Here is a 16,136-nt window from a genome sequence, read left to right as displayed (position 1 = left end):
ACAAAAATAACAATTTAAAATATATTGCTTATTTTACTTCATTTTAAAGTTTTGTTAAAAATAGCTTATATGACTATTTTTAACTATTTTTGATTGAGAATTAATTTTTAATAATGAAAAATTTAATATTATTTATTGCAACTGCGCTGCTGCCTTTTACCGGAGTATTTGCTCAAAAACATGCAATTAATGAAGAGTACATGGATAAGAAAGTAAGACCGCAAGACGATTTTTATAACTATGTTAACGGAAATTGGATGAAAACTACTCAAATTCCTCCTGACCGTTCCAGATGGGGAAGCTTTGACCAATTACGTGAATTTACAGATTCTGTATCACTTACGATTCTAAAAAAATCAAATAATAAAAATTATCCTAAAGGTTCTGAAGGACAAAAAATTAAAGATTTGTTTAGTTCATTCATGGATATGGATGCTAGAAACAAACAAGGCATAGCTCCTATTCAACCTTATTTAAAAAAAGTGGACCGAGTTAAAAACCTCACGGACTTACAAAATTTACTTATCGAGTTCACTCCGTTAGAAATGAATCCTTTTTATGAATACAGCGTTCAATCCGATTTAAATAACAGCAACAAAAATGCAGTATATTTAGAAGATGTAAGTTTAGGTTTGGGAAGAGATTATTATCAAAAAAATGATGAAAAATCCTTAAAAACATTACAGGATTATACAATCTATTTATCAAAATTATTAAAGGTAATCGGACACAAACAACCGGATAAAACCGCTTCTGCTATTGTTGCTTTCGAGAAACAATTAGCTTCTAATCTCTTAACTGTAGAGCAAATTAGAAACGCACAACTTCAAAATAATCCTTATTCATTTACAAGTTTATCCGAATTATCCAAAAATATTAATTTAACGGATTATTTGACAAAACTGGGAGTACATGTAGATACAGTTATTATTCCCGAAAAAAAATATTTTGAAAACCTAGATAATAATATTACTCCACAAAACCTTTCATTAATAAAAGATTATATAAAAATAAATATTGTTAGATCAGCAGCCAATAGCCTAACCAAAGAATTGGATGATATAAACTTTGATTTTTACAATAAAACATTGGGAGGACAATCAGAGCAAAGATCAATGGAAAAACGCGCTCTTACAAGTATCAATTCTTTAGTTGGTGAAGCATTTGGTAAACTATACGTAGCTGAAGTATTTCCGGAAGAAGCTAAGAGAAACGCTAATGAATTGATTGAATATCTAAAAAAATCGTTTGCCATCCATATTAATAATTTAACTTGGATGTCACATCCTACCAAACAAAAAGCCTTAGATAAGCTAAACAAGTTTACGGTTAAGATTGGATATCCGGATAAATGGAAAGACTATTCTAAGCTAGAAATAAAATCTGTAAAAGAAGGTGGATCTTATTTTCAAAATAAATTAAATGCTATTGTATTTAACTACGAGAGAGATAAAGACAAAATAGGTAAACCGGTTGATAAAACCGAATGGCTGATGTCTCCTCAAACAGTAAATGCCTATTATAATCCCTCTTATAATGAAATTGTATTTCCGGCAGCTATTTTACAGCCTCCATTTTATGATTATAAAGCAGATGCAGCAATAAATTTTGGTGGAATCGGAGCCGTAATAGGTCATGAAATATCTCACGGATTTGATGATAGTGGTTCTCAATTTGATGGAGATGGAAATTTAAAAGATTGGTGGACACCCGAAGATAAAGAAAAATTTGAGAAAGCTACTCAAGCACTTGAAAAACAATATAACTCTTATGAACCCATTCCGGGTCTACATATAAACGGAAAATTAACATTAGGTGAAAATATAGCAGATTTAGGCGGAGTTGCCATTGCTTATGATGCCTTACAAATTTATTTAAAAGAAAAAGGTAATCCCGGTAAAATTGATAATTTTACACCGCAACAAAGATATTTTATATCTTGGGCAACCATATGGAGAACAAAATCCAAAGAAGAAGCTTTAGTTAACCAAATTAAAACAGATCCACATGCTCCGGGTTATTATAGAGCGATTGCACCTCTAGAAAATGTTGAAGGCTTTTATAAAGCATTTAATGTACAAAAAGGAGATAAAATGTTTAAACCTAAAAAAGAAAGAATTATTATTTGGTAATTATGGATCTAAAAGAACTTTTGAAAAAAAGCTCGGCAACCCTTCTGGATGTAAGAGAAAAAGAAGAATTAATTAAAGAGGGAAAAGTAGAAGGAGCTATTTTAATTCCTATGAATGAGATACCATCTAAAATAGAAGAAATTCGCAACTTTTCTACCCCACTTATAGTATTTTGCAGATCAGGAATACGATCCGAAAAAATAGTTAACTACCTCAAAAAAGAAGGATTTAATGATATATATAATGGCGGTGGATTTAAAGAAATTAATCAATTGTTAAATTCCTAATTTATCCTGAATTTATACTTTGGCAAAATATTTGAGATAACGCTTTAAAAGTTAAAAAAGGCTTATAAAAGCTTAAAAATTTAATTTAATATAATATATGAAAAATTTAATTAAAATTAGTATTACCAGTTTATTCTTATTATTTTTAGGTACTACATTTCAAAGTTGTAATTCTACCAAAAATGTTGCACAAAAAGTGGATGATAAAGAATTACAAATTAAACTAAGAGGTACATGGTATCTAACTTCTATAGACGGTACGTTAGCAACAAATTCATTTAAAGGAGAAATTCCTACTTTAAATTTTGACTTTGATAAAAACAGAACCAATGGTAATGCAGGATGCAATCAATATAACGGTTCATTTGCTCTAATTGGTAATGTATATAATCCTAGTCCAATGGTTTCAACCCTTATGGCTTGTCCTGAATACAACCAAGAGCCTAGATTTTTAGAATTAATGGGTAAAAGAAGTACCTTAGTATTTACCAATTACACTTTACAATTTGTTCAAGATGGTAAAGTAGTACTTGAATTTGCTCCGTTAACAAAATAAGTAAATACTAGTAAAATACAGCAAACTATACAAATAAGAGTGTATTTTTCACAAAAGCACTCTTATTTTCTTTACATCTAAAAAAAAGTTATATATTTGCTGATCAATACATAATAATCATTAAAATAATATTGGCATGTATCTAACATCAGATGTAAAAAAAGAAATTTTCGCTAAACACGGTAAAGATGAAAAAAATACCGGTAGCGCCGAAGGACAGGTAGCTTTGTTTACCTTTAGAATTAACCATTTAACACAGCATCTTAAAAGAAATCATAAAGATTTCAATACTGAAAGAGCTTTAGTGGCATTAGTGGGAAAAAGAAAAAAATTACTTGATTATCTAAAGAAAAAAGATATCAACAGATATAGAGCAATTATTGCAGAATTAGGTATTCGTAAGTAAAAGAAATTATAAAGAGGCAATTTATCAATTGCCTCTTTTATTATCTTTTGAAAAAAGCACAAAAAGAAAAAAGTTTAATTTAATAAGTTATTCATTTTATATATTTTAACACACTGAGCACTGAATTCCATTAATCTTCATTATTTTAATGGACTTGAGTGTTCTCTGGTGTTTTCCTATTTAAGATAAGTAGCTAAATATTTTATCAACACTAACTTTTCTTTTTGCTTTATTATATATTTATTAACAAATTTTTTATTTTTTATGGAGATTCCAAAAGCAATTACAGAAAAAATTGTCTTGGATGATGGAAGAGAAATCATCTTAGAAACCGGAAAACTTGCTAAACAAGCAGATGGCTCTGTGGTAGTTACATGTGGTGGAACCATGTTATTAGCAACAGTAGTGGCTGCAAAAGAGGCTAATCCCGGAGTAGATTTTCTACCTCTTACAGTGGATTACAGAGATAAATTCTCAGCCGGAGGACGTATTCCGGGTGGATTTATGAAAAGAGAGGGAAGACCAACGGATGAGGAAATACTAACCATGCGATTGGTAGACCGTGTTCTACGCCCTTTATTTCCCGACGACTTTCATGCCGAAATACAGGTAATGATTCAACTTATTTCGTACGATGGCTCCATACTTCCCGATTCATTAGCAGGACTAGCGGCTTCAGCAGCTATAAGCATCACTGATATTCCTTTTAACGGACCAATTTCTGAAGTTAGGATTATTCGCCATAACGGAAAATACATCATTAATCCGAGCCTTGCTCAAATGGATGAAGGATTTGATCTTGATATAATGGTGGGTGCTTCCAAAGATTCAATCGTTATGATTGAAGGAGAAATGAGCGAAATTTCTGAAAAAGATATGATCGATGCTATTTCAGTAGCTCATGAAGCCATTAAAAAACAAATTGATGCCGAAGAAAAATTAGCCGCTAAGGTTGGAAAATCTCAACCTAAAAGGGAATATTGTCATGAGACTTATGATGAAGAATTAAGAAGTGCTATTACAGAATTTTCCTATCAAAAAATTTATGATATAGCCAAAACACCTTCTGAAAAACATGAGAGAAGCGAAAAATTTGATGCTGTTTTAGAAGAATTTTTAACAAGATACACTGAAGAAGAATTAGAAGAAAAAAAATCTTTAGCCGCTACTTATTTTCATGATGTACAAAAAGACGCTGTTAGACAACTTATATTAAATGAAGGCATACGTTTAGATGGTAGAGACACAAAAACTATCCGACCTATTTGGTGTGAAGTTAATTACCTTCCGGGGTCTCACGGATCAGCCATTTTTACACGCGGTGAAACTCAATCATTGACTACTGTTACCCTAGGTTCTTCATTGGATGCTAATCGAGTGGACAATGTAATATCTCAACACGAAGAAAAATTCTATTTACATTATAATTTCCCGCCATTTTCAACCGGTGAGGTTAGACCGGTAAGAGGGGTTTCTCGTAGAGAAATAGGTCATGGTAATTTAGCTCAAAGAGCTTTAAAATATGTTATTCCAAAAGATTCTCCGTATACTATACGTGTTGTTTCCGATATTTTAGAATCTAACGGTTCTTCTTCAATGGCAACTGTTTGCGCAGGAACATTAGCATTAATGGATGCGGGTATTAAAATAAAGAAACCTGTATCCGGTATAGCCATGGGGTTAATCACTGATAAGGATTCAGGCAAATGGAGCGTTCTCTCTGATATACTTGGAGATGAAGACCATTTAGGTGATATGGACTTTAAAGTAACCGGTACTGCCGACGGTATTACCGCTTGCCAAATGGATATTAAAATTCAAGGGTTATCTTTTGAAATTATGGAAAAAGCTTTGAATCAAGCGAAGGAAGGACGTTTACATATTTTAGGTAAAATATTGGAAACTATCTCCGCTCCTAATGATCATTTGAAACCCAATGCACCTAAATTGGTATCTTTGGAAATTCCTAAAGACTTTATTGGCGCTGTTATCGGACCCGGAGGAAAAATCATTCAACAACTTCAAAAAGATACAGACACTGTAATTACGATTGAAGAGAGTAATGATGTAGGAAAAGTTGAAATATCGGGAGTTGATCAAGCCAAAATTGATGAAGCAATTGAAAAAATTAAACAAATAGCTTTCGTTCCTGAAGTTGGAGCTACTTACAAAGCTAAAGTGGTTTCAATAAAACCTTTTGGAGCATTTGTTGAGATTTCTAAAGGTGTTGAAGGATTGGTTCATATTTCCGAGTTAGAATGGAGACGTTTGGAAAAAGTTGAAGATTCCGTTAAGCTTGGAGATATCATCGAAGTGAAATATTTAGGTGTAGACGATAAGAAAAAGATTAAACTTTCAAGAAAAGTCTTATTACCTAAACCTGAAAAAAAGGATTCTGAAAGTAAAAAATAATACTTTATAATAAAAAAAGGTTGAAATGATTTTCAACCTTTTTTTATTTAGTTCATTGAATGAAATATATTTTATAAAAATCAGATTTTACCTACTTTTTTACGCATATTGGTAAAGTCCTTATTTTCAACTACTTATTATTTCAATAAAATATTTAAAACTATAATATTACCAAAAAATTGAAATAATCCGACTAATTCTCATCTTAATTCTATATCTTAAAACTTATAATTAAAGTATAAGTTATTTAGTATTTGCAATACTTATAATTATAATAATTTATATTTTTATATTTTAGTTTCTTTTTCATGAAAGAATATAGGCCCATATTTATAAGTTTACTTAAATTTTTCTCTGTTTATTTAATTTTAACAGCACTCTATTATTGGTATCTTACTTATTATCAAAATGACCTGGCGACCTGTGATATTTATACTTTTAACGTTGCTAAACAATCGTCTTGTTTACTCCAATGTATTGGTATTACAAGCAAGGCGATCCATATAGATCATGAAAATTTCATGCGTTTTTATATCAATAATAAATTTGTCAGCATTATAAATGAGGGGTGCAATGCTTTGTCGGTAATTATTCTTTACCTATCGTTTATAATAGCTTTTGCTAATTCTTTCAAAAAAACCTGTATTTATCTGGTTATAACTATCTTATTTATATACTTAATAAACATTGTAAGGATAAGCTTTATTAATTATATATTTTATTATTATCCGCAATATGGAAAATTCAGCCATGACTATTTATTTCCATCAATTATATACGGATTGATAATTATATTATGGATTGTATGGATTAAATATTTCATATTTAAAAAGAAATAAAAATATGAAAAAAACAGGTAAAATTATTGGAATTCTACTAAGCATACTTGCTTTAATTTTGGTACGAAAATTTGAAACCTCTTTGTTTTATGATCCTCTACTCTTATTTTTTAAACAAAAAGATTTTAATCATCAAATTCCTCCTGAATTTAATCTCATAAAACTTACGACGTCTCTTATCTTTCGATACGGATTAAATTCTATTATAACGCTTGTGATTATATATTTATGGTATAATGATAAAAAAATAATGAAAGTATGTTCCTATATTTTAAGTATTGGATTCCTTATTTTTATATCCCTTTATTTATTTTCCTTACTAACCAATTTTAGTTTGGGTTACATGCCAACATTTTATATAAGAAGAGTTTTAATTCAGCCTATATTTTTACTGTTGCTTATACCCGCAATATATTATTATAAGAATTTACCCACTAATTCCCGTTAGGAGTATCGTTATTGGTTGTGGTTTCTTGATTTTGTAGCTTATTTCTCATAACTTCTCTTTCGGCTTCTCTAGCTTTTCTCTTTATACTTTGCGTTTTACTGCTATAACCGCCAATAGCACCTAATATGAGACCTATTCCGGAACCGGCCAATAAACCAATAACTAATGTAATTGTTAATAAGGGTTCTTTTGATCCATTACATTGGATGTACCCTAAGGCTATTCCCAGGATTAAAAATAGAATACCAATAATTATTGAACTTTTCATTATTATAATATATTTTAGATAATAAATTTATGAAAATTTATTTATTTGAGTTTAAATTCTGCCTTACCACTTCGTATAAAAAGGCGCCACAAGCTACAGATACATTTAAAGAATCCGTTTTACCGTAAATAGGCAGCTTTAATTTTGCATCAGAATTTTTAAGCAGATCCCTTGAAATTCCTTTTTCTTCATTTCCTACAATAACAGCTAACGGAAGTTCCAACACTTCATCATATAAATATGTATCTGTTTTCTCAGTAGCACTAACAACTTTTATACCACTTAGCTTTAAAAACTCCAATACTTTTAATAAATTCTTCTCCTTGCAAATTTTTAAATTGTAAATAGCTCCTGCAGATGTTTTAATAGAATCCGAATTGATTGGAGCCGAACCTTCATCAGGAATAACTATGACGTCAACACCAACAATTTCTGCTGTTCTGCAAATTGCTCCAAAATTTCTAACGTCAGTTAAATGATCTAAAATAAGGACCAATGGCATTTTCCCGTCATCAAACAATTGAGGTATAACATCCTCAATTGAAAAAAATTGTACCGGTGAAAGAAAAGCACATACACCTTGATGATTTTTACGGGTCAATCGATTCAATTTTTCAATCGGAACATACTTAACACGAATTCCCGCTTGTGAAAATTTCATCTTCAAGACTTTAATATTATCTCCTAATAAACCATTTTGAATAAATACCTTATCAAAAGTTTTTCCTGCCTCTAAAGCCTCCATAACAGGCCGTATTCCGAATATAAAATCTTTTTCCATATTTTTAATGAGGGTAATTTATAAGTATTTAGTCAAGCTTCTACTAATTATTTGGTTAGATTATTAATCTCCAAAATAAATTTTATTTCTTGCCAAATATTTATTGGTATCTTCAATAAAAGAAAGTATCTCTTCTTTTCCAATCTTCTTTTCTGATGAAGATTTAAACATTTCAGGAAGATCATCCCAAGTTTTACGTAATTCTTGAGAATACTTTTTAAAATTAAAAGAAAACTCTTTTTGAGTGACTTTATCCAACTTGGTGAAAATTAATGAAAAAGGGATACCTGATTCTCCCAGCCAGTTGATAAAATCTATATCAATTTTAAGAGGTAAATGACGAGCGTCTATTAATACAAAAAGGTTTACTAAATTTTTTCTAGACAACACATATTTTTCAATCATCTTAGAAAATGCAGCCCTATTCGTTTTAGAAGCTTTCGCATAACCATATCCCGGCAAATCTGTTAAATACCAGTTGTCATTAATTAAAAAATGATTAATCAATTGAGTCTTTCCGGGAGTGGATGAAGTTTTGGCTAACCCTTTTTTATTGGTAAGCATATTAATTAAAGATGATTTACCTACGTTAGATCTGCCTATAAAGGCATATTCAGGCTTATTGCCTTCCGGACAATCTTCAATTAATTTACTGCTTTTTATAAATTCTGCTGAATATATATTCATGATTTGATTTTCTACAATTTCATCTCTTTCAGCCAATTAAAAAGAATTTCATTAAATTCAATCGGTTTTTCCATCATTGGCGAATGACCGCATTGATCTACCCAAAATAATTGAGAATTAGGAATTCCTTCATGAAATTCTTCCGCTACTTCCGGTGGAGTTACATTGTCTTGTTTTCCCCAAATCAGACATGTCGGTTGATGAATATTTTTTAACTCTTTAGATAAATTATGCTTGATGGCACTTCTTGCAATGTGAATTGTTTTTAAAACTTTGCTCCTGTCAGACAATGTTTCATATACTTCTTCAACTAATTCTTTAGTGGCAATTTTAGGATCATAAAAAACCTCTTCCGATTTCTTTTTTATATAATCATAGCTGCCTCTTTTAGGATAGGATTCTCCAAAACTTCTCTCATACAATCCTGAACTACCGGTTAAAACCAAAGAATCAACATATTGAGGTTTTTTCAAAGAAATCATTAATCCTAAATGTCCGCCTAAAGAATTCCCCAAAATAATGGATGGCTCATCAACAACCTTCTGTAGAAAGCTAATCACATAATTAGTTAATCCCATTACGTTAGTCCTCAAAGTAGGAAGAGAATATAAAGGAAGTTCAATAGAATACACCTTGTAGCCATTTTTGGAAAAAAAATTAACCTGATCCGAAAAATTGCTTAAACTACCCATTAAACCATGCAATAAAACTATTGGTTTGCCTTCTCCCTCTACCGTATATGCAAATTTTTTTTCTTTACGAAGATTAAAAATCATTAGTCAATCTTATTGCTGTGCAGATGCAAAAATACATCATTTATTACTAAATAAAAACATTATTTACTAATAACTTTCCTTCTTTATGTATTTAAATATCCTTTTTTTACCGAATTATTTAGCCCACAAAAGTTATCAACAAAAGTGGGTAAAAGTGGAGCAAAGTGGAAAATAATTTCTAATTTTGAAGACTAATATGGTAAATCTTATTGGAACATATGAATGTACCCTTGATTCAAAAGGAAGAATGTTGCTCCCTTCAGGTTTGAAGAAGCAAATGGATACCCTTTTGCAAGAAGGTTTTGTCCTAAAAAGATCCGTATTTCAACCCTGTTTAGAGCTTCACCCCATGTCTGAATGGAATCAGGTAATGGGCAAAATAAATAAATTAAACCGTTTTGTGAAAAAAAATAATGATTTTATCCGCCAATTTACAGCCGGTTTAAAAAATGTGGAAATAGATACCAGCGGACGTTTACAGATAAGTAAAGATTTGATACAATTTGCTAAGCTTGAAAAAAATATTGTAGTAGCGGCAGCTATTAATGTTATAGAAATATGGGATAAGAACCTTTATGAAGATTCTGTTAATGTAAATGATTTAGACTTTGCCAATTTAGCAGAGGAAGTAATGGGTAATATATCTGAAGATGAATTATCATAAGCCTGTATTATTACATCCAAGCGTAGATGCTTTAATTTCTAATCCCAAAGGTATTTACGTAGACTGCACTTTTGGCGGCGGAGGGCACTCTCGTTTAATTTTGGAAAAATTATCTCCTGAAGGAAAGCTGTTTGCTTTTGATCAAGATTATGACGCAATTGCCAACCTTATTCAAGATAGTCGCTTTACATTCATTCAACAGAATTTTCGTTATTTGAAAAATTCGTTGCGATTTTATAAAGTAGACGCTGTTGATGGTATACTTGCCGATTTAGGGGTTTCATCCCATCAATTTGATATGCCGTTAAGAGGTTTTTCCACCCGTTTTGACGGTCCACTAGACATGAGGATGAATAATAAACAATCCCTGAGTGCAAAAGATATTATTAACAACTATACAGAAGATCAATTAGCTGAAATTTTTTATTTATACGGAGAATTAAAACAATCCAGAAAAATTTCAAGAGAAATTATAGAAGCAAGAAAAGAAAAACATATTGAAACAACCTCAGATCTTAAAGTAATATTTGAAAAGAGTATTCCCTCTTTTAAACAAAATAAATTTTTCGCTCAATTATTTCAAGCGCTTAGAATTGAAGTAAATGACGAATTAAATGCTTTGAAAGAGCTATTAACTCAAAGCTATGAAATGCTTAAGCCGGGGGGAACATTGGTGTTTATCTCCTACCATTCGCTTGAAGATCGATTGGTTAAAAAATTTTTAAAAACAGGATTATTTAAAGGAGAGCCGGAAAGAGATATTTACGGGAATTGGGAAAAACCTTTTGATATTCCTTATTCAAAAGCTATAATCCCGAATCAAGAAGAAATTTTAGATAACACAAGAGCACGTAGTGCAAAAATGCGAATAGCAACAAAACGGTAAAATGGCTAAAAGAAGAGCTAAAAATAAAAAAGCTAGAACTATTTTAGATATACTAAAAGGAAAATTTTTAGTAGAGGGCGATGCTTTTTCCGTTTGGAAGTTTATTTTATTTATGATGATTTTGTCTCTAATTTCAATTTCTTCTTCTCATATAGTTGATGAAAAAGTAGTAGAAATTTCAGAGTTAAAAGAAAAATCAGAAGAATATAAAGCCCGATATGCTTTAATACATAATAAACTAATGAAATTGAAAGTAGAATCAGAATTGGAGGACATGGTCATCTCTGATTCACTTCATGCATTAGATAAACAACCTTATAAAATTTTGGTACCTAAAGTTAAAGATGAATAATGAGCGAAAAAAAATATTAGCACGTACCTACTTGGTTGCCGCACTTATTTTATTATTTGCGGTATCCGTGTTTGCTCGCCTTATTTATATTCAAACTCATGATACCGAAAAATATAAAAATCTTGCTCAAACCACCAATTTCCGAAATGTAGAGGTTGTAGCCGCAAGAGGTAATTTATATGCTTCGGACGGTATCTTACTTGCCACCACGATTACTAAATATGATATATATATGGATATGAAAACTATCCGTAACGAATTGTATCAAAATAATATTGGAGCATTATGCGATTCTTTGCAAAAAATGTTTAAAAAGCCAAGCTTTTATTTTTATTCGAAATTAAACGAAGCAAGAAAAAAAGAAAATCAATACTTAAAACTAGCCAAAGGCCTTGATTACGAACAATTTGCCAGACTTAAAAATTTTCCAATCTTAAACAAAGGAAAAAACAAAGGAGGCTTTATAGTTGAAAGAAGAACCGAGAGAATAAAAACCATTTCAGGATTTGGAATCAGAACCTTAGGATTTGATGATGAAAGAGGAAAATCAGGGTTAGAAGGTGCATTTTCTTGTTATTTAAAAGGTAAAAACGGGAGAGAAATCCAACAAAGAATTAATCAAAAACAGTGGAAACCCATTAATATAGAGTTAGAACCTCAAGATGGAAATGATGTGTATACAACTATAGACATGAGGATTCAAGACATTGCTTATTCTGCTTTGCAAGAACAACTTGAAAAATCTGAAGCGGATCATGGTTGTGCTATAGTTATGGAAGTTGCCACCGGTAAAATTGTTGCCCTAACCAATCTTCAACGAACTAAAGACGGCGGATATGACGATTTACGGAATTTTGCAGTGTGGGAGGCAGCAGAACCTGGATCAACATTTAAATCAATATCTATGTTGGCTCTTCTGGATGATGGATATGTAGAACCAAATACCACGGTTGATATTGGTCCCGGGTATTGGAAATACTATAAACATACCATACGAGATGATCACGGAAGCGGTATTATCACTCTATCACAGGTTCTTTCTCAATCGAGCAATGTGGGAATTTCTAAAACGGTAGATAAATATTTTTCTAAAAATCCGCAAGATTTTTTAAATAAAATAAATTCATGGGGCATTAACAAAAAAACAGACATTGATATACCCGGAGAAAGCGCTCCTTACATACCTAAATACGGTAAAAAATGGAGTCCGGTTACCCTTGCTTGGATGTCATTCGGTTATGGCGTTAAACTTACTCCGCTGCAAATTCTTACTTTTTACAATGGAGTAGCTAACAACGGCAAATTAATGAAACCTCAACTTCTGTATAAAATTGAATCAAAAGGTATCGTTACCGAAAAATTTACGCCTATAGTAATAAATCAAAAAATGGCTTCCCAAAAAGCAATTAACGATTTAAAGAAAATGTTAACCTATGCCGTGGAAACAGGAACGTCAAAAAGTATTTATACACCGAATTTATCAATGGCCGGTAAAACAGGAACTGCTCAGGTGGAATACTGGAATAAAGGAAAAGGCAGATTATATCAAGCCTCTTTCTGCGGATTTTTTCCCGCAGATCATCCTGAATATTCGTGTATAGTAGTTATTAACAAACCAAAAAAAGGATTTTATGGATCTCAGGTTGCGGCTCCTGTATTTAAAGAAATAGCAGGTAAAGTATATCTTAAAAAACCATTAAATCTTCCCAAAGAAGATAAATCTAAAGAGTCACAAAATATAAATGTATTATTAACTAAAAACCAAAAGCTAACTATTAGCCCATCTACTGCCTTGGTTCCAAACGTAATTGGCTATTATGGAAAAGATGCTATCCCCGCTTTGGAAAACCTGGGATTAAAAGTAGTTTATTCAGGAAATGGAAAAGTCATTGAACAATCCATAATTGGCTATCCTATAAAAAAAGGTATGACTGTATATTTAAAATTAAGCGCATGAAAAAGCTTTCAGACCTATTATATAAAGTATCCATTGAAAAACTAATTGGTAATGTTGGTTCTTCAATTAAAAATATTTCTTTTGATTCAAGAAAAATTGAATCGGGATATATTTTCTTTGCTATAAAAGGATACGATTTAGACGGTCATAAATATATACCCCAAGCTATAACCCAAGGGGCAGCTGTTGTCGTATGCGAAGAACTTCCTGAAGAATTATCAGATTACGTAACTTATGTTCAGGTTAAAAATTCAAGCATAGCTTTAGGTATAGTCGCTTCAAACTTTTATGACAATCCTTCCGAGAAATTGACGCTTGCAGGGATTACAGGAACTAATGGTAAGACGACCACAACAACTTTACTCTATAATTTATTTACACAATTAGGTTTTCGTTGTGCTTTACTTTCAACAATTGAAAACAGAATTTCAGATAAAGTTTTAAATTCAAATCATACGACTCCTGATCCTATTACCATAAACCAATTACTAGCTCAAGCAGTAGACGAAGGTTGTCAATATGCATTCATGGAAGTTAGTTCGCACGGAATACATCAAAATAGGTTAGCAGGGTTAACTTTTAAAATTGGAGCTTTTACAAATATCACGCATGACCATTTGGATTATCACCAAACGTTTTCCAATTATATTGCTGCTAAAAAGAAATTTTTTGATGAATTACCAAAGACCGCCATTGCGATCACTAATATGGATGATAAAAATGGTCTTATAATGCTTCAAAATACTAACGCTAAAAAAGTAACCTATTCCTTAAAATCAAATTCAGAATATAAGGGGAAAATTATTGAGAATAGATTAGACGGAATGTTGTTACAATTTAATAATCAAGAATTTTGGACAGTTTTAGCAGGAAAATTCAATGCATATAATGAACTTTTAGCTTATACTATTGCTTCTGAATTAGGCTTTGATTCTTTAGATATTGTAACGGCATTAAGTAAATTACAACGAGTGAAAGGACGATTTGAAACCTATGTGAGCGATGACAAAAAATACATTATTGTGGATTATGCCCATACTCCCGATGCGTTACAAAACATTTTGGAGGCCATCAATCAATCCCGTACTAGAAATGAAAAACTAATTACTGTTTTTGGTTGTGGAGGACATAGAGATAAGGAGAAAAGACCCAAAATGGGAAATATTGCCACTCGATTATCCGATTTAGCAATTATAACATCCGATAATCCCAGAGATGAAAATCCGGATGAAATAATACAAGAAATTGAAACAGGTATTGAACCTCAAAACACCAATAAATATTTATCCATAACAGATAGAAAACAAGCCATACGAACAGCCATTAAAATGGCAGCACCTAAAGATATAATCCTGATTGCGGGAAAAGGACATGAAAATTATCAAGAAATTAATGGAAAGCATTTTCCATTTGATGATATAAAAATAGCTAAAGAATTATTAAAAAACACATAAAAAGGATGCTTTACCACTTATTTGATTATTTAAATGTAAATTATTATATACCCGGAAGCGGTTTATATAGATATATTACATTCCGAGCCTTAGCAGCGGTATTTACATCTCTATTTATCTCTTTAATTATTGGTAAAAAAATTATCAATTTCCTTCGTAGAAAACAATTAGGTGAAACAGTGAGAGAGCTGGGACTTAGCGGACAAAAAGAAAAAGAAGGTACTCCGACTATGGGAGGAATTATTATCATCTTGGCAACGTTGATTCCGGTACTTTTATTTTGTAAATTAAACAACATCTATATTATTATATTAGTCATATCAACCATTTGGATGGGAATTATTGGCTTTTTAGACGACTTTTTAAAAATTCATAAAAAAAATAAAGTCGGATTAAAAGGTAAATTCAAAGTTTTAGGTCAGATAAGTCTCGGTATTTTTGTGGGAGTAGTTTTATATACAAATAAAGATATAGTAATCAAAGAAAAAATTGAAGGCTCTCATAATATAGAATTCGCAAAAGATTTCTATCCCAGAGAAAAAACATTTAAAACTACTATTCCATTTTTTAAAAACAATCAATTTGATTACGGAAAGGTTCTCAAATGGATAGGAATGGATGAAAAAGAATCAGAAGATTTGGTATGGATCATTTTAATTCCGGTAGTTATAACTATTGTTACTGCAGTTTCTAACGGAGCCAACCTCACCGACGGGATTGACGGATTAGCAGCTGGAAGTTCTGCAATTATTGTTACCACTCTAGCTTTATTTGCTTATGTATCCGGAAATATAATGATGGCGGATTACTTAAATCTGATGTATATCCCTAATTCGGGCGAAATAGTAATATTTTCGGCAGCCTTTGCCGGTGCTTTGATCGGCTTTTTATGGTATAACACGTATCCGGCTCAAATATTTATGGGAGATACGGGAAGTCTTACGATCGGAGGCGTTATCGCGGTTTTAGCTATAGTTTTAAGAAAAGAATTACTAATCCCTGTATTATGCGGAATATTTTTAATTGAAAATCTTTCTGTAATACTCCAGGTAATTTATTTTAAATATACTAAGAAAAAATACGGAGAAGGAAAAAGAATATTTTTAATGTCACCCCTTCATCACCATTTTCAAAAATTAGGATATCACGAAAGTAAAATAGTAACCCGTTTTTGGATTATTGGAATTATGCTGGCCATATTCTGTATCATAACCCTAAAAGTAAGATAAAA

Annotated in this window: 17 protein-coding genes; 13 read left to right on the top strand and 4 right to left on the bottom strand. The window is 31.3% G+C overall.

The genetic code is table 11. The features are described 5' to 3' along the window. Positions 1–113 precede the first annotated feature (113 nt). The 7 genes from GYM73_RS00975 to GYM73_RS00945 all read left to right on the top strand — a co-directional run bounded on the left by GYM73_RS00975 (position 114) and on the right by GYM73_RS00945 (position 7,080). Positions 114–2,132 (top strand): M13 family metallopeptidase, encoded by a 2,019-nt coding sequence (locus tag GYM73_RS00975; RefSeq protein ID WP_220233846.1) that lies wholly within the window; start codon positions 114–116, stop codon positions 2,130–2,132. Positions 2,133–2,134: 2 nt separating this feature from the next. After that, positions 2,135–2,419 carry a rhodanese-like domain-containing protein gene (locus GYM73_RS00970; RefSeq protein WP_160542430.1) on the top strand — a complete coding sequence of 95 codons (285 nt, stop codon included), beginning with the start codon at positions 2,135–2,137 and terminating at the stop codon, positions 2,417–2,419. Positions 2,420–2,516: 97 nt separating this feature from the next. Further along, positions 2,517–2,975, top strand: coding sequence for an META domain-containing protein (locus tag GYM73_RS00965; RefSeq protein WP_105297113.1), 459 nt, complete (start codon positions 2,517–2,519; stop codon positions 2,973–2,975). A gap of 136 nt (positions 2,976–3,111) precedes the next feature. Next, entirely contained in the window at positions 3,112–3,381 is a 270-nt protein-coding gene (gene rpsO, locus GYM73_RS00960) for a 30S ribosomal protein S15 (RefSeq protein ID WP_105297112.1), read from the top strand. A 264-nt stretch (positions 3,382–3,645) separates the two neighbouring features. Beyond that, entirely contained in the window at positions 3,646–5,793 is a 2,148-nt protein-coding gene (gene pnp / locus GYM73_RS00955; RefSeq protein ID WP_220233845.1) for a polyribonucleotide nucleotidyltransferase, read from the top strand. A gap of 308 nt (positions 5,794–6,101) precedes the next feature. Continuing rightward, positions 6,102–6,632 (top strand): exosortase family protein XrtF, encoded by a 531-nt coding sequence (gene xrtF, locus GYM73_RS00950; RefSeq protein ID WP_166005314.1) that lies wholly within the window; start codon positions 6,102–6,104, stop codon positions 6,630–6,632. A gap of 4 nt (positions 6,633–6,636) precedes the next feature. Next, entirely contained in the window at positions 6,637–7,080 is a 444-nt protein-coding gene (locus GYM73_RS00945; protein ID WP_160542433.1) for an exosortase F system-associated protein, read from the top strand. Here GYM73_RS00945 and GYM73_RS00940 read toward each other — a convergent pair. The 4 genes from GYM73_RS00940 to GYM73_RS00925 form a co-directional block, all read right to left on the bottom strand. Beyond that, positions 7,067–7,348 (bottom strand): hypothetical protein, encoded by a 282-nt coding sequence (locus tag GYM73_RS00940; RefSeq protein ID WP_220233844.1) that lies wholly within the window; start codon positions 7,346–7,348, stop codon positions 7,067–7,069. The two genes, GYM73_RS00945 and GYM73_RS00940, sit on opposite strands and share 14 nt — an antisense overlap. A 37-nt stretch (positions 7,349–7,385) precedes the next feature. After that, positions 7,386–8,129, bottom strand: coding sequence for a 23S rRNA (guanosine(2251)-2'-O)-methyltransferase RlmB (rlmB, locus tag GYM73_RS00935; protein ID WP_166005310.1), 744 nt, complete (start codon positions 8,127–8,129; stop codon positions 7,386–7,388). A 63-nt stretch (positions 8,130–8,192) separates the two neighbouring features. Next, complete coding sequence (gene yihA, locus GYM73_RS00930; RefSeq protein ID WP_105297189.1) at positions 8,193–8,816, bottom strand: ribosome biogenesis GTP-binding protein YihA/YsxC; 624 nt, start codon at positions 8,814–8,816, stop codon at positions 8,193–8,195. A gap of 11 nt (positions 8,817–8,827) precedes the next feature. Beyond that, positions 8,828–9,592: an alpha/beta fold hydrolase gene (locus GYM73_RS00925; RefSeq protein WP_105297106.1), complete on the bottom strand. Its 765-nt coding sequence runs from the start codon at positions 9,590–9,592 to the stop codon at positions 8,828–8,830. A gap of 196 nt (positions 9,593–9,788) precedes the next feature. Between GYM73_RS00925 and mraZ the strand changes: the two genes are divergently transcribed. The 6 genes from mraZ to mraY are packed head-to-tail and all read left to right on the top strand — an operon-like array spanning position 9,789 to position 16,134. Further along, positions 9,789–10,256, top strand: coding sequence for a division/cell wall cluster transcriptional repressor MraZ (mraZ, locus tag GYM73_RS00920; protein ID WP_105297105.1), 468 nt, complete (start codon positions 9,789–9,791; stop codon positions 10,254–10,256). Then, positions 10,243–11,142, top strand: a complete 900-nt coding sequence (gene rsmH / locus GYM73_RS00915) for a 16S rRNA (cytosine(1402)-N(4))-methyltransferase RsmH (protein ID WP_370625951.1) — start codon at positions 10,243–10,245, stop codon at positions 11,140–11,142. The genes mraZ and rsmH overlap by 14 nt, the downstream gene beginning before the upstream one ends. A 1-nt stretch (position 11,143) precedes the next feature. Further along, positions 11,144–11,494: an FtsL-like putative cell division protein gene (locus GYM73_RS00910; RefSeq protein WP_105297103.1), complete on the top strand. Its 351-nt coding sequence runs from the start codon at positions 11,144–11,146 to the stop codon at positions 11,492–11,494. Further along, positions 11,487–13,451, top strand: a complete 1,965-nt coding sequence (locus GYM73_RS00905; protein WP_160542439.1) for a penicillin-binding protein — start codon at positions 11,487–11,489, stop codon at positions 13,449–13,451. The genes GYM73_RS00910 and GYM73_RS00905 overlap by 8 nt, the downstream gene beginning before the upstream one ends. Next, a complete protein-coding gene (locus tag GYM73_RS00900; protein WP_220233843.1) occupies positions 13,448–14,905 on the top strand; it encodes a UDP-N-acetylmuramoyl-L-alanyl-D-glutamate--2,6-diaminopimelate ligase in 1,458 nt (485 codons plus the stop codon). The genes GYM73_RS00905 and GYM73_RS00900 overlap by 4 nt, the downstream gene beginning before the upstream one ends. 5 nt (positions 14,906–14,910) lie before the next feature. Beyond that, complete coding sequence (gene mraY, locus GYM73_RS00895; protein ID WP_105297100.1) at positions 14,911–16,134, top strand: phospho-N-acetylmuramoyl-pentapeptide-transferase; 1,224 nt, start codon at positions 14,911–14,913, stop codon at positions 16,132–16,134. Positions 16,135–16,136 lie beyond the last annotated feature (2 nt).

This window comes from Apibacter sp. ESL0432 (assembly GCF_019469225.1).
Lineage (GTDB): Bacteria > Bacteroidota > Bacteroidia > Flavobacteriales > Weeksellaceae > Apibacter.
This window is presented reverse-complemented; position numbering and strand designations above follow the sequence as displayed.

Coding starts and splice junctions, on each gene's coding strand:
- pnp (WP_220233845.1), top strand. CDS start 3,646: ATGGAGATTCCAAAAGCAATTACAGAAAAAATTGTCTTGGATGATGGA.
- mraZ (WP_105297105.1), top strand. CDS start 9,789: ATGGTAAATCTTATTGGAACATATGAATGTACCCTTGATTCAAAAGGA.
- GYM73_RS00945 (WP_160542433.1), top strand. CDS start 6,637: ATGAAAAAAACAGGTAAAATTATTGGAATTCTACTAAGCATACTTGCT.
- xrtF (WP_166005314.1), top strand. CDS start 6,102: ATGAAAGAATATAGGCCCATATTTATAAGTTTACTTAAATTTTTCTCT.
- yihA (WP_105297189.1), bottom strand. CDS start 8,816: ATGAATATATATTCAGCAGAATTTATAAAAAGCAGTAAATTAATTGAA.
- GYM73_RS00905 (WP_160542439.1), top strand. CDS start 11,487: ATGAATAATGAGCGAAAAAAAATATTAGCACGTACCTACTTGGTTGCC.
- rlmB (WP_166005310.1), bottom strand. CDS start 8,129: ATGGAAAAAGATTTTATATTCGGAATACGGCCTGTTATGGAGGCTTTA.
- GYM73_RS00975 (WP_220233846.1), top strand. CDS start 114: ATGAAAAATTTAATATTATTTATTGCAACTGCGCTGCTGCCTTTTACC.
- mraY (WP_105297100.1), top strand. CDS start 14,911: ATGCTTTACCACTTATTTGATTATTTAAATGTAAATTATTATATACCC.
- GYM73_RS00900 (WP_220233843.1), top strand. CDS start 13,448: ATGAAAAAGCTTTCAGACCTATTATATAAAGTATCCATTGAAAAACTA.
- GYM73_RS00970 (WP_160542430.1), top strand. CDS start 2,135: ATGGATCTAAAAGAACTTTTGAAAAAAAGCTCGGCAACCCTTCTGGAT.
- GYM73_RS00925 (WP_105297106.1), bottom strand. CDS start 9,592: ATGATTTTTAATCTTCGTAAAGAAAAAAAATTTGCATATACGGTAGAG.
- rpsO (WP_105297112.1), top strand. CDS start 3,112: ATGTATCTAACATCAGATGTAAAAAAAGAAATTTTCGCTAAACACGGT.
- GYM73_RS00940 (WP_220233844.1), bottom strand. CDS start 7,348: ATGAAAAGTTCAATAATTATTGGTATTCTATTTTTAATCCTGGGAATA.
- GYM73_RS00965 (WP_105297113.1), top strand. CDS start 2,517: ATGAAAAATTTAATTAAAATTAGTATTACCAGTTTATTCTTATTATTT.
- GYM73_RS00910 (WP_105297103.1), top strand. CDS start 11,144: ATGGCTAAAAGAAGAGCTAAAAATAAAAAAGCTAGAACTATTTTAGAT.
- rsmH (WP_370625951.1), top strand. CDS start 10,243: ATGAATTATCATAAGCCTGTATTATTACATCCAAGCGTAGATGCTTTA.